This window comes from Streptomyces sp. NPDC059852 (assembly GCF_042731455.1).
Taxonomy (GTDB): Bacteria; Actinomycetota; Actinomycetes; order Streptomycetales; family Streptomycetaceae; genus Streptomyces.
Genome location: NZ_JBHWJK010000027.1, coordinates 18,397 through 30,372 on the forward strand (window position 1 = coordinate 18,397; position 11,976 = coordinate 30,372).

At 72.5% G+C, this 11,976-nt stretch carries 14 protein-coding genes; 9 read left to right on the top strand and 5 right to left on the bottom strand.

Translation table 11 applies throughout. The annotated features are described in order from the left end of the window. Positions 1–723 carry a hypothetical protein gene (locus tag ACFV46_RS27705; protein WP_385500208.1) on the bottom strand — a complete coding sequence of 241 codons (723 nt, stop codon included), beginning with the start codon at positions 721–723 and terminating at the stop codon, positions 1–3. Positions 724–849: 126 nt separating this feature from the next. Between ACFV46_RS27705 and ACFV46_RS27710 the strand changes: the two genes are divergently transcribed. Next, the gene (locus ACFV46_RS27710) at positions 850–1,659 is read left to right on the top strand and encodes a hypothetical protein (protein ID WP_385500209.1); all 810 of its coding nucleotides are present in this window, start codon (positions 850–852) and stop codon (positions 1,657–1,659) included. Between the two features lie 12 nt (positions 1,660–1,671). Here ACFV46_RS27710 and ACFV46_RS27715 read toward each other — a convergent pair whose 3' ends face one another. Both ACFV46_RS27715 and ACFV46_RS27720 read right to left on the bottom strand, forming a co-directional pair. Then, a complete protein-coding gene (locus ACFV46_RS27715) occupies positions 1,672–2,712 on the bottom strand; it encodes a PucR family transcriptional regulator (protein ID WP_385500285.1) in 1,041 nt (346 codons plus the stop codon). 230 nt (positions 2,713–2,942) lie between these two features. After that, positions 2,943–4,106, bottom strand: a complete 1,164-nt coding sequence (locus ACFV46_RS27720) for a PP2C family protein-serine/threonine phosphatase (protein WP_361936985.1) — start codon at positions 4,104–4,106, stop codon at positions 2,943–2,945. Positions 4,107–4,445: 339 nt separating this feature from the next. On the opposite strand from ACFV46_RS27720, the gene ACFV46_RS27725 reads away from it, so the two are divergent. From ACFV46_RS27725 to ykgO, 4 genes are all read left to right on the top strand, one after another. Further along, positions 4,446–4,694: a DUF5133 domain-containing protein gene (locus ACFV46_RS27725; protein WP_361936987.1), complete on the top strand. Its 249-nt coding sequence runs from the start codon at positions 4,446–4,448 to the stop codon at positions 4,692–4,694. Between the two features lie 254 nt (positions 4,695–4,948). Continuing rightward, positions 4,949–5,113: a 50S ribosomal protein L33 gene (gene rpmG, locus ACFV46_RS27730; protein WP_062672420.1), complete on the top strand. Its 165-nt coding sequence runs from the start codon at positions 4,949–4,951 to the stop codon at positions 5,111–5,113. Positions 5,114–5,162: 49 nt separating this feature from the next. After that, complete coding sequence (locus ACFV46_RS27735; RefSeq protein WP_376726145.1) at positions 5,163–5,420, top strand: type B 50S ribosomal protein L31; 258 nt, start codon at positions 5,163–5,165, stop codon at positions 5,418–5,420. A gap of 41 nt (positions 5,421–5,461) precedes the next feature. Beyond that, positions 5,462–5,584, top strand: a complete 123-nt coding sequence (gene ykgO, locus ACFV46_RS27740; protein WP_114533933.1) for a type B 50S ribosomal protein L36 — start codon at positions 5,462–5,464, stop codon at positions 5,582–5,584. A gap of 71 nt (positions 5,585–5,655) precedes the next feature. Here the strand turns inward: ykgO and proP are convergent, their stop codons facing one another. Beyond that, complete coding sequence (gene proP / locus ACFV46_RS27745) at positions 5,656–7,164, bottom strand: glycine betaine/L-proline transporter ProP (RefSeq protein WP_376726146.1); 1,509 nt, start codon at positions 7,162–7,164, stop codon at positions 5,656–5,658. A gap of 205 nt (positions 7,165–7,369) precedes the next feature. Then, positions 7,370–8,038, bottom strand: a complete 669-nt coding sequence (locus tag ACFV46_RS27750; protein WP_376726147.1) for a type III effector protein — start codon at positions 8,036–8,038, stop codon at positions 7,370–7,372. A gap of 165 nt (positions 8,039–8,203) precedes the next feature. Between ACFV46_RS27750 and ACFV46_RS27755 the strand changes: the two genes are divergently transcribed. The 4 genes from ACFV46_RS27755 (at position 8,204) to ACFV46_RS27770 (ending at position 11,952) form a co-directional block, all read left to right on the top strand. After that, positions 8,204–8,635, top strand: a complete 432-nt coding sequence (locus tag ACFV46_RS27755) for an Hsp20/alpha crystallin family protein (protein ID WP_361936995.1) — start codon at positions 8,204–8,206, stop codon at positions 8,633–8,635. Positions 8,636–9,076: 441 nt separating this feature from the next. Beyond that, on the top strand, positions 9,077–9,529 hold the full coding sequence (locus ACFV46_RS27760; protein WP_385500210.1) for a DUF2267 domain-containing protein: 453 nt from the start codon (positions 9,077–9,079) through the stop codon (positions 9,527–9,529). 115 nt (positions 9,530–9,644) lie between these two features. Further along, the gene (gene lexA / locus ACFV46_RS27765; RefSeq protein WP_361936999.1) at positions 9,645–10,316 is read left to right on the top strand and encodes a transcriptional repressor LexA; all 672 of its coding nucleotides are present in this window, start codon (positions 9,645–9,647) and stop codon (positions 10,314–10,316) included. 304 nt (positions 10,317–10,620) lie between these two features. Continuing rightward, positions 10,621–11,952 (top strand): PP2C family protein-serine/threonine phosphatase, encoded by a 1,332-nt coding sequence (locus ACFV46_RS27770; RefSeq protein ID WP_385500211.1) that lies wholly within the window; start codon positions 10,621–10,623, stop codon positions 11,950–11,952. The last annotated feature ends 24 nt before the right edge of the window (positions 11,953–11,976 follow it).

Here is an 11,976-nt window from a genome sequence, read left to right on the forward strand (position 1 = left end):
TCAGGCGGCCGGCCTCGGGTCGATCCACAGGGCCTCCGACACCGCGCACAGCTCGCCTCGGGCCGTCGCCAGCGCCACGCCCATCGTGTGCTTGCGGCCGTTCTCCGACAGCAGCCACGCATACGACACATACGGCTCGCCCGCCGTCACCGGCCGCAGGATCGTCCCCGTCAAGGAGGCCGTGACCGCGCCCGGCCGCTGGGTGCCCAGGAAGCGGCCCGCCCAGTGCCCCGGACAGTCCAGGGCGCCCCACACCAGGGCGTCGGGCAGCAGCCCGTCGGGACCGGCGAACGCGGCGGACGGCGTCCAGGCCGTCGCGACCAGATCCCGGCCCGGCACCGGGGAGCAGTACACGCGCAGACCCCGGTCGGGGGTACGCAGTCCGCAGCCGAAGCAGTCGACGACCGCCTGCGGCGGCTCGGCCCGGAACCGGTCGGCCGCGGCCGACGCCTCCTCCCAGGACGGCGCGCCGGGCACGTCGAGCGTCAACTCGGCCGGATGCGCCGTGGCCAGCGGGCGCTCCGCCGGGCCCAGTTCCGCTCCGCCGTCGCCGGTGCCGGCCAGCAGGACGGGCACCTCGACCGGCACCGGTCCCCGGAAGTCGACCCGGACCGTCCCCGCCCCGGACGCACCCGCGAGCACTCCGGCGACGTATCCGCCGAAAGCCACCCCGGGATAACCGGAGTACAGGCCGGGCACCACGATCGCGTCACTCGTCGTCATGATCCCCACTCCACCACACGGGCCCGACCGTCACCATTACTTGATCGTCAAATCGCCGTGGACCTGGGAGGATCCCCGCACACGAGAGATCCACCTCGCGCGGGTGGAAGGGGAGGGGACGTCCCGATGGCCACGGTCGACGCGTACCAGGAGCGCTGCGAGCAGTTGTTCACGGCAGGGGGCAACGCGGCCGTGCGGCGCGCCGCCCAGGAGGGCCTGGACGCACTCGGCCCGCACCCCGACCTGTACTGCTGGCTGGCCCTCGGGCACGCGGCCGAGGACGACGACGACCACGACGACCGCGCGGAGGAGGCGTTCCGGGCCGGACTCGCGCTCGACGCCGACCACCTCGGGCTGCTCGCCGGCTACGCCGAACTGTGCCTGCGCGCCGACGGGTTCGATCACCCCGGCCGGGCCGCCCGCGCCCGTGTCCTCGCCCGGCGCCTCGACGAACTGGCGCCGGAGTCCGCGCAGGCCCAGCAGGTCGCCGCCGCCGAACGCTGGGCGAACCGCGGTTACTGGGACGACCTCAGAATGGGCGCGGCCGCCGCGGTGGTCGCCGGCCGGGACACCGAGGCGCAGGCAAGGACCCTCGACGCGGACCTCCGGCAGGGCACGCCGGCACCGGCGGAGAACACCGTGGACCGCGACGCCATCGTGCGCGCCGCCGCCCTGGAGGCGCTGTCCGGCCCCTGGAACGCACCCGTTCGCTTCCTCGGCCGGCACCGCACGGCAGCCTGGACCGCCTGCGGCATCCTCTGCATCCTGACCAACACCGTGCTGCGGCAGACCGGAGCGGTCGACTCCTTCAGCCTGTGGGGAGGACTGTGGGCCGTGCCGATCTGGATCGTCGACCGCCGCTTCGCCGCCGTCCGCAAGGAGGCGGAGGCCCGGCACATCGTCGCGCTCGAGGCGTCCCTCACCGGGGGGAAGTGACCCGCGGGCCGGTCAGATCTCGTGTTCGGGCCAGCCCAGCAGGCGCGCCCCGATCACGGCGGTCTGGAGGGTGTAGCGGTGCATGGGGTCGGCCGGGTTGGCGCCGGTCAACTGGTGGATGCGCTCCAGCCGGTAGGTCAGCGCACGCACGCTGAGCGACAGCCGCCGGGCCGCCTCGGCGGCGGTGCAGCCGGAGTCGAAGTACACCTGGAGGGTGCGCAGCAGCGGCTCCGCACCTCCGCGGGCGCTCCGCAACGGTCCCAGCGCGCCGAGCACCAGATCGGCCATGGCCTGCCGGTCGCGGGCCAGCACCGGATACACGAGCAGGTCGGCGGCGTGCACCACGGGGTCGTCGAGGCCCAGGCGGTCGGCGAGTTGGAGGCTGTTCAGCGCCTCCTCGTAGGAGTGCACGACGCCGCCCGCCCCGGACCGGGGCCGGCCGATGGCCACCCGGCTGCCGTCGGTGGCGGCGTGGGCCTGCTTGGCGAAGTGCAGCAGCACGTCCCGGTCGTCGCCGGGCGCGATGCACACCAACTGCCCGTTCTTCGTGGCGAGCAGGATGTGCCGGTCGCCGAAGCGCGCGATGAGCGCGTTCTCCACACGCCGGGTCACGGGGTCGGTGTCGTCGTACGCCTCCGGCCCCTCGGCCACGGCCACGGCGTGCGCGCGGGACAGCACCAGCCCGAACCGCTCCGCCCTCTCGGCGAGCCGCCCCAGATCGCTGCGGCCGTACAGCAGGTCGTCGATGAACTCCCGGCGCGCGGCCTCCTCCTGGCGCACGGCCAGGCGCTGCGCGCGTTCGTAGCCCTCCGCGAAGGCGTCGACGGCCTGCTCGACGGCCGCCAGGACACTGTCGGGGTGACGCGGGGGAGCCGGCCAGTCCTCCCGGGTCGCCCTGAGGTGCGCGCGGACCAGGGTCCGCAGCGTGTGCCCGTGGTCGGCGGCCTGTTCGCCGAGGGCGCGCCGGGACTCGATCTCGTCCCGGGTCAACCGGCGTCCGGTGATGGAGACGTCCGCGAGGATCTCCGCGTACCCCTTCAGATACGGTCCCATCGTCTCCGGCTCGCCCACGACCCCACCCCTCCGTCCCCGGCGCCGTTACCGGCCGGTTGACGGCCGTCGGCATGCAGACCCTAGTGAACTCTGCCGGGAACCAGCAATGCGGAAGGTGTTCTCCGCCCGCATCATGGCTTGTGGGGAGCACCACGGATGGTTGCTGTGCCGGGGTTCTGCCGGATCTCGGCAGAACCCCGGCACCGCAACCGCTGCCCGTCCCCGCCGGGTCAGTCCGGGTGCCAGCGGACCAGCATGATCGTGGCGTCGTCGTGCAGCCGGTGGTTCTCGTGCAGGTTGCGGATGAGCCGGCGCAGGGTCTCCGCGGGGTTGTTGCCGGACGCCATGGACCGGATGACGGTGTCGGTCAGGCGCTGTTCGCCGAAGAGCGAGCCGTCGCTCGTGCGGGCCTCGGTCACGCCGTCGCTGTAGAGCAGTACGCGGTCGCCGGGCTGGAGCCGGACGCGGTACTCGGCCGGTGCCGCCGCCGGGCCGAGGCCCAGCCCGAGGGGGAGATGCGCGGGGAACTCCAGGGCCTGCGGCACGACATGGTTCTCACGGATCAGCAGCGGCGGCGGATGCCCGCAGTTGATCCAGGTGAACTGGCCCGTGGTGATGTCCAGGTGGGCGATGACGGCGGTCAGCAGCCGGTCGGGGATCCATTCGCTGAGGGTCGCGTCGATGGTCGTGGCGATGTCGGACAGGCTCCCCCCGGCGCGGCGGGTGGCACGGCACGCGCCCAGGGCGACCGCGCTGGCGCCGCCGGAGGCCAGGTCGTGCCCCATGGCGTCCAGCAGGGCGAGGTGCAGCAGCCCGTCGCCGATGCTGTGGTCGAAGGCGTCACCGCCGGCGTCGTAGGCCGGTTCCAGGATCGCGCTGGACGTGACGTGCCGCGTGCCGATGGTGCGCGGCGGCACGAAGGCCCACAGCAGCTCGGCCTGGGTCGTCATGGTGCGGGTGCGGGTCTGTGTGATGAGCAGTTCGTCGTGCGCCGACTTCGACTCCACGAGCAGCGTCGTGAGGTCCGCCAGGGCCTCGCAGGCCTCCAGCAGGTCGTCGTGCAGACGGGGCGCGCTGACCCGCAGGACACCCACCCGCTCCATGCCGTCGAGCATCGGCACCCAGGCGGTGCACGCGTCGAGGGAGCGCTGCGTCTGCTGCGTCCGGTAGGCGAGACCGGCCATCGAGCCCTCGATCTCGAAGGCGCTGACCGCCGCGGGCCCGGTGTGCGGCATGGGGACCAGCCGGTTCTGCTGCAGATCGGCCAGGTACACCTGGGTGCTGGACAGGCCGAGCTGCTGCCCGGCCCTGTCGACCAGTGGGGGGAGGTCCGCCGCGGTGGCGTGCCGGGATCGCGCCATGAGGCGGGACAGGACGGCATCCGTGTTCGCCACAGCCCCTCCGTTCCGCCCGGACCGCATCCCTGTGAGGCGCCGGCTGCGCGGGATGCGCCAGGGCCCGCGCGCACGCGCCGGTGCCTTCTCATGTTCCTCGGCGGGGGCGGTCCATGCAGCCGGAATGCTCGGGCGTGCCCGCGTTCGGCCGTACGTCGGGCGATTGCTCCACACGGGGGACTTCGACGGTGTTACAGGTGTAAATCGTTCCCCTTGGGGCACTTGGGGTTCAGCTCGGTGCGATCGGCGCCGGGCTCCGGTGTGTGGTGCCGGCACTCAGCCTGTTCGTCGCGGTGACCCCGCCGGGTCCGGGCTGCGTGCGCACAGAGGGGACTTGCCATGATCCTGCCGTCCGAGAAGGAACTGCGTGCCGCGCTGGCCCGCTTCGCCGAAGTGCGTTTCGCGCACGACGTGCATCCCACAGCCCACAGCGGTCGCGCCCTCGAGGACGCCACGTACACGCTCTGCGTCATGGTCGGGACCCGTACGGTCGCCGAGGCGCTGGCGGCGGCGGACGTGCTCCTCCAGCGGTTCGGCGCCGACCGCAAGGCCGCGGCGACCCAGGAGGACAAGACCCTGGCGGCCTGACGAACGGGGCCTTTCGACCGCCACGACCACGGGCACGGCGCCGCGCGCGCCGTGCCCTCGTGTGTTCCACGGCCGGTGCCGGAGCGGGCCGGGAATGGGCCGGCCCCGTCCGGTGTTCCTGCGCACGGACCCCGGATCTCCCGCTCGGCCTCATCGGAGGGGCGGGGAATGAACTGGAAGGTTCGGTGGTTGAACCCACTGTCTGACATGTTCGAGTCAGCCGGCTCGTGTGCGGACGGAAAGGAAGCACCCCCATGGCACGCAGCACCGCACGTCCCGTCGTGAAGCTGAGGTCGACGGCCGGCACCGGCGTCACGTACGTCACCCGCAAGAACCGTCTCAACGACCCCGACCGGCTGGTCCTGCGCAAGTACGACCCGGTCGCCGGCGCGCACGTCGAGTTCCGCGAGGAACGCTGACGCCCGCGTCCCACCGCATCACGACAGGCCCCCGGCGAAAGGACATCCCATGAGGCCCGGCATCCATCCCGATTCCCGTCCCGTCGTCTTCCGTGACCGCGCGTCGGGGCACGCCTTCCTCACCCGCTCCACCCTCGACTCCGCACGGACGATCGAGTGGGAGGACGGGCACACCTACCCGCTGGTGGACGTCGAGACCTCCTCGGCGAGCCACCCGTTCTACACCGGTACCTCGCGCGTCATGGACACCGCCGGACGCGTCGAGCGCTTCGAGCGGCGCTACGGCCGTAGCGCCGCCGCCCGCTGACGAGGCACCCACCGGTCCGTCGAGTCCGAGAGGAGACCGCGATGAAGGTACGCAACTCACTGCGCTCGCTGAAGGCCAGGCCCGGCGCCCAGGTGGTGCGCCGCCGCGGCGTGACGTACGTGATCAACAAGAAGGACCCGCGCTTCAAGGCCCGCCAGGGCTGAGCGCCGGCCCACGGCAACGGCCCGGCATCCGCGTCCACGCGGGTGCCGGGCCGTCGTCATGCCGGGGGATGTCAGAACCGGGGGGCCGGGGCCTGGCTCTCCACCATCTCCGCGGCCTCCTGTGCCGTCGCGACCGACGGAGGGGAACCCGCGAGCGGCTGCCGTGCCGTCTCCTTCGTGAACGCCACGGCGATCACACCGACCAGCGCCGCGGCCATGGCGTAGTAGGCGGGCATCAGGTCGCTCCCGGTCGCCGAGATCAGGGCGGTGATCACCAGGGGCGTGGTGCCCCCGAACAGGGAGGCGGACAGGTTGTAGCCGACGGACAGGGAGCCGTAGCGGACCTGGGTCGGGAACAGCGCGGGCAGGGTCGCCGACATCGTGCCCAGCAGGCACACCAGCGACAGGCCCAGCATCAGCATCCCGGCCGACACGGCCACCAGGCTGCCCTGCCTGACCAGCAGGAACGACGGCAGGGACAGGACCAGGAAGCCGAGCATCCCCGCCATGAGCAGCGGTTTGCGGCCCACCCGGTCGCTGAGCCTGCCCACCTGGTTGATCACCAGCATCAGGACCACCATGGTCGCGATCAGGATCAGCAGACCGTGCGTCTCCGAGTAGCCCATCTCGTCGGACAGGTACGTCGGCATGTACGACAGGAGCATGTAGTCGGTGATGTTGTAGGCGCCGACGAGGCAGATGCACAGGATCAGCGCCGGCCAGTACTGCCGGAAGATCTTCTTCAGGTCTCCGGTGGCCGTCGTCTCCACACTGGAGGCGGCCTCGGAGGCGCGGTGCATGGACTCGTCCTCCAGCTTCTGGAAGGCGGGCGTCTCGTCCAGCTTCAGCCGCAGGTAGAGGCCGACCAGCCCGATGGGCCCGGCCACCAGGAACGGCACCCGCCAGCCCCAGGACTCCATGCCGCCGCTGCCCAGCGCCGACGTCAGGATGGTCACCAGGCCGGCGGCGCCGACGTACCCGGCGAGCGTCCCCAGCTCCAGGAAGCTGCCGTAGAAGCCGCGCCGCTTGTCGGGCGCGTACTCGGCGATGAAGGTCGACGCGCCGCCGTACTCACCGCCGGTCGAGAAGCCCTGCACCAGCCGGAAGAAGATCAGCAGCACCGGCGCCCAGAAGCCGATCGTGGCGTACGACGGGATCAGGCCGATCGCGAAGGTGCCGATCGCCATGAGGATCATCGTCAGCGCGAGGACCTTCTTGCGTCCGATCTTGTCGCCCATCGGGCCGAAGACCATGCCTCCGACGGGGCGCACCAGGAACGACACCGCGAAGGTCGCGAACGACGACAGCAGCTGCACGGTGTCGTTGCCGGACGGGAAGAAGACATGGCCGAGCGTGACCGCGAGATAGCTGTAGATCCCGAAGTCGAACCACTCCATGGCGTTGCCGAGGGAGGCGGCCTTGACCGCCCGCTTCACCGCCGCCTCGTCGGTGACCGTGATGTCCGTACGCCGAAGCGGAGGGTTCCGGCGCCGCTTCACCGCCCTGAAGAGCGTGCGGTGACGCCGGACGGCCCCCGGATCGGTATCGGCCTCGACCAGGTCCGAGTCGCTGACCGCCATGAGGGTCCTTTCTGCCGAGCGCTGATGTGCAGACCATCGCCTGCTCACCCGCACCGGTCGCAAACACGGCGAGCGCCCGATGTCGTCGCCGTCACGTCGGGACCGGACCGGGTACCCCCCTTGGACCCGCGCCTCTCCTCCCGGCCCGCATACGCGTCGCGGGTCACCCGAACGGTGCCGCCCGCAACGCGCGCGGGCGGCACCGTCAGGGCCGGGCCCCGCGGTCCGCGTCGCTGTCCTGGCGCAGCCGGTCGGCGTGGCTGGTGAGGTCGCCGATCCGGGTGGCGAGCCGGGGGTGCTGAGCCCGCAGATGCGGCTCGGTGTCCGTCAGGGGCGCCAGCAGCAGCGCGGCGTCGTCGTCGGCCAGCGCATGGGCGAGGCGCCGCAGCGGCGGGAGGGCGGCCTCCGGCAGATCGGGCAGCGCGGCGATCTGACCGGCGAGGCTGCGCAGCTCGCCGGCGTTGCTCCGGGCCCACGCGGTCACCTTGCGGTCGGCGGCGCGCCGGTCGCGGGTGGCCTTGACGCGCTGCTCACGGGTGTCGCCGTCACCGCCGGGGCGTCCCCGCAGATAGCGCCGCTCGGCGGCCTGGCGGCTCGCGACGCCGAGCGGCCCGGCGAGGTCGGCCCAGCTGGCACCGGCCGCGCGGGCGGCCTCGATGAGGTTCGGCTCCCACTGCGCGAGCTGGTCCCGCACCTCGCGCAGCAGCATCAGGACGGCCAGCGCCTGCTCCGGGGCGGGCGGGGCGTCTCCCGCGTCGCCCGCCGGGGCGGTCCGCGCGGCACGCACCGCCTCCGTCATGGCGCGCAGTGCCGTCTCCGCCGCCAGGAAGGACGCCGGGGTGCGGTGGGCGGATCGCTCGTCGGGCGTCGGCACGGCCCTCCTCCTTGGGTTCGTCGTGAATGGCGTTCCGAAGTGTTCCCGTACGTCATCACTTCGTTGACATCACGTTTGTCATCGTTCCGATGACATGGTACAACGGGTTCAGGTGAAGCGCATTGGCAGGAAGTGACTGCCCGACGCACAGGAGGTGTTTTGCCGATGTTGATGCGCACCGACCCCTTCCGTGAACTGGACCGGCTCGCCGGTCAGGTCTTCGGTACGACCGGCACCTGGTCGCGCCCGGCGGCGATGCCGATGGACGCCCACCGCGAAGGCGATGTCTACGTGATCGAGCTGGACATCCCCGGGGTGAGCCCGGACGCGATCGACATCGACGTCGAACGGAACATGCTGACCGTCCAGGCGGAGCGCCGGCCGAGCACCGCGGACGACGTCCGCATGGAGCTGTCCGAGCGGCCGCTGGGCGTCTTCTCCCGCCGGGTGATGCTCGCCGACACGCTGGACACCGAGCACATCGAGGCCGACTACGAGGCCGGGGTGCTGACCCTGCGCATCCCGATCGCGGAGCGCGCCAAGCCGCGCAAGATCGTCGTCGGCGATTCGTCGCGGCGCAGGGAGCTCTCCGCCTGAGCGGCGCCGGACAGCCGCTTTACCGGCCGCGCCTGCCGACGCCGCACGCCCCGCGGGCCGGACGGAGTCGTACGCATCCGTACTGGCTAGCACCGGCCCGCCGCGGGCCGCCGGTGAGGCAGGCAGCACCTCGGCGCACACCTGACACCCGGGCGAGGCGGGCGCGTCCGCGGGCCCCTGTGCGGCCCGGACGCGCCCGCCCAGGCCCGGCTCTCCCTGTCCATCGCCGGGACGGCCGGGGCGCACAGCCCGCACGGCCCCCCGCACAGGGTCGTCCGGGTGCCCAGTCCTCTGTCCCGCGCCCCGCTCCACGACCTGCGCCCCCAGCCCCCCCACGCACGACCGGAGCCCGTACGCCCGTCGACGGCGACGGCTCAAGGCCCTGGCCGGCCGCGACCGGCACACCAAGGCTCCCCCGACACGAAAGGCACGCCACCCGACATGACCGCGCAGCTCCACTACCGCCGTGACGCCGCGACGACCTACGACGCCCTGCTGGCGAAGGTGCGCTACGAAGGCGCCTACCCCACCCGGCAGCGGGCCGAGGAGGTGACGCTCCAGGTCCTCGCCGCACTCGGCCGCCAGCTCACCGGCGACGAACGCGTCGACCTGGCCGCCCGGCTGCCGCTGCCGGCCGCCCTGGAGTTCACCGGCCAGGTGCCCGCCACCGAGCGGTCGACCGGCTGGGGCTTCGTGAAGGACCTGGCGCACCGGACCGGCACCAGTCCCGCCGTCGCCCGCTGGAACACCGGCACCGTTTTCAACGTCATCGCCGGCCTGGCCGGCCACGACCTCGTGGACCGCATCCTCGACCAGCTCCCCGAGGGCTACGCGCTGCTGTTCGGACGCCCCGAGCTCCAGCCGCGCCGGCGCCCCGAACCGCAGGCCGCCTGAGCCGGACGGCCCGCCCAGGAGGGTCGAGGACCCCACGAATTCGTCAAGGTGTTCCATTTGTGGAGGGCGGCAGGTTAGGGTCATTCCGAACGATCTTGTACGGAGGTGTGTCGGGATGGACGACACTGTGCCCGCCCGCCGGGGCCGCCCCCCGGGTCCCCGCACCCCGGCGGGGGAGTTGACGAACCGCCAGGCGGCCATCGTCCGCTTCATCACCGAGACCGTCGAACGGCAGGGATACCCGCCGTCCATGCGGGAGATCGGCCAGGCCGTCTCCCTCGCCAGCACCTCCTCCGTCGCGCACCAGCTGATGGCGCTCGAACGCAAGGGCGTCCTCTACCGCGACCCGCACCGCCCCCGCGCCTACCAGGTACGGCCCTCCTGGGCACCCGACCTCCCCACCACCGGCACCGCCCCGGTCGAGGTGCCCCTGGTGGGCCGTATCGCCGCGGGCGCGCCCCTGCTCGCCGCCGAGATGATCGAGGACGTCTACACGCTGCCCCGCCAAGTCGTCGGCGACGGCGACCTGTTCGCCCTGACGGTGTCCGGCGACAGCATGATCGAGGCCGCGATCTGCGACGGCGACATCGTCACCGTCAAACGGCAGGACAGCGCCGACCACGGAGACATCGTCGTCGCCCTCCTGGACGACGAGGCCACCGTCAAGGTGCTGCGCCGCCAGGACGGGAGGGTGTGGCTCATGCCGCGCAACCCCGCCTACGACCCGATCCCCGGCGACGACGCCCGCATCCTCGGGAAGGTCGTCGGCGTCCTGCGCCTGCTCTGACCAGGTCCGGAGTCGCCGTGCCGGTCGCACCCCACGCGAGCGGCCGCCGTCCGGCGAGTCTGTGGTACAAATAAAGTTCGGCCTTCTGGGCCGCTCGGTCGGTTGTTGGGGACACAGCAGCCTCGCCAAGGCACGACCCCACTCGTCCATCATCGACCCGACCGCAGCACCTCGTCCGTCGCGTGCCCGAGCACGCCGGACGGTTTCGCGGCCCTTCCACCGCCCTTCGCGTCATGCGAGCGGGTTCGAGGGCCCAGGTCGCATCGTCCGGCGCCGCGTTGCACAGCGGGAATGAGGAGCGACCATGATCGACACCGGCGGAGACGTCCTCTCGGACTCCGTACCCCCGTCACCACCGGCCGCCGGCCGCTCCCTGTCCGAACTCGAGCGCCTGGCACTCCTGGCCGACACCACCGCCCAGCTCATCTCCAACAACGACGTGGACGAGGCGCTGCGCCGGGTCGTGCAGCTCGTCCTGCCCCGGCTCGCCGACTGGGCCGTCATCGACCTGATCACCGACGCGGCGGACGTCTCGCGGCACCTGGTGATCCATGCGGGGCCGACGGGCCTCGTCGAGCGCGCCGACCTGCAGGGCCCCATGCCACCCGTCTCCGACGCGTCCCCCATGCCGCTCTCCCGGGCGTTGCGCGGCGTGGCGTCGAACCTCGCGGGACCCGAGACCTATCAAGGCCCTCCGGACAGCGGCATCGCCGTCGAGCAGCGCCGGCTGTTCCAGACGGCGGGGATCCAGACCGCCGCCATAGCCCCGATCCGCGGCCCGCGGGAGGTCCTGGGCGCCATCACCCTCGGCCGTTCCGACCGGCACCACGTCTTCACCACCGCCGACCTCGCCCTGCTCCAGGACATAGGACGGCGCATCGGCCTGGCACTGGAGAACGCCCGCCACTTCCAGCGCCAGCGCCAGGTCGCCGAGACCATGCAGCGCTACCTGCTGCCCCAGCTGCCTCGTCTGCCCGGCGTGGAGATGACCGCGCGCTACCTCTCGGCGCCCGACGCCTCCTACGTCGGCGGCGACTGGTACGACGCCTTCCCGCTGCCCTTCGGGGACACGGCCCTGGTCATCGGCGACGTCGTCGGCCACGACCTCGAGGCGGCCGCCGGCATGGCCCAACTGCGCAACATGCTGCGCGCCTTCACCTGGTCCGAGGACCGGCCCACGCACCACACGGTCCAGCACCTCAACGACGCCATGCGGCAGATCACCGACGTCCGGATGACGACGATGGTCCTCGCCCGGCTGGCCGTCGACGCCGCCGGTGCCTGGACGCTGCGCTGGACCAGCGCCGGGCACCCCCCGCCTCTCCTCATCGGCCGCGACGGTCTGACCCGCTACCTCACCGAGGCCAACGGCATGCTCCTCGGGATGCCGTCACCCCGGCCGAGAACCGAGGCCCGGCTCTCCCTCCCCCCGCAGTCCACCCTCGTGCTCTACACGGACGGCCTCATCGAGTCCCGCCGCCAGTCACTGGACACCGGCCTGGAGAACCTGCGCCGGCACGCCGCCTCGCTCGTCCACCGCGGCCTGGACGACTTCGCCGACGAGCTGCTGCGGCGCGCCCGGCCCCACGACAACGACGACGACGTCGCCCTGCTGGCGCTGCGCCTGCCCTCGTGACCGGGGCCCGCCCGCCCCTGCGTG

Coding starts and splice junctions, on each gene's coding strand:
- ACFV46_RS27725 (WP_361936987.1), top strand. CDS start 4,446: ATGATCCTGCCGTCCGAGAAGGAACTGCGTGCCGCGCTGGCCCGCTTC.
- ACFV46_RS27735 (WP_376726145.1), top strand. CDS start 5,163: ATGAGGCCCGGCATCCATCCCGATTCCCGTCCCGTCGTCTTCCGTGAC.
- ACFV46_RS27770 (WP_385500211.1), top strand. CDS start 10,621: ATGATCGACACCGGCGGAGACGTCCTCTCGGACTCCGTACCCCCGTCA.
- ACFV46_RS27715 (WP_385500285.1), bottom strand. CDS start 2,712: ATGGGACCGTATCTGAAGGGGTACGCGGAGATCCTCGCGGACGTCTCC.
- ACFV46_RS27705 (WP_385500208.1), bottom strand. CDS start 723: ATGACGACGAGTGACGCGATCGTGGTGCCCGGCCTGTACTCCGGTTAT.
- proP (WP_376726146.1), bottom strand. CDS start 7,164: ATGGCGGTCAGCGACTCGGACCTGGTCGAGGCCGATACCGATCCGGGG.
- ykgO (WP_114533933.1), top strand. CDS start 5,462: ATGAAGGTACGCAACTCACTGCGCTCGCTGAAGGCCAGGCCCGGCGCC.
- ACFV46_RS27760 (WP_385500210.1), top strand. CDS start 9,077: ATGACCGCGCAGCTCCACTACCGCCGTGACGCCGCGACGACCTACGAC.
- ACFV46_RS27710 (WP_385500209.1), top strand. CDS start 850: ATGGCCACGGTCGACGCGTACCAGGAGCGCTGCGAGCAGTTGTTCACG.
- ACFV46_RS27755 (WP_361936995.1), top strand. CDS start 8,204: ATGTTGATGCGCACCGACCCCTTCCGTGAACTGGACCGGCTCGCCGGT.
- rpmG (WP_062672420.1), top strand. CDS start 4,949: ATGGCACGCAGCACCGCACGTCCCGTCGTGAAGCTGAGGTCGACGGCC.
- lexA (WP_361936999.1), top strand. CDS start 9,645: ATGGACGACACTGTGCCCGCCCGCCGGGGCCGCCCCCCGGGTCCCCGC.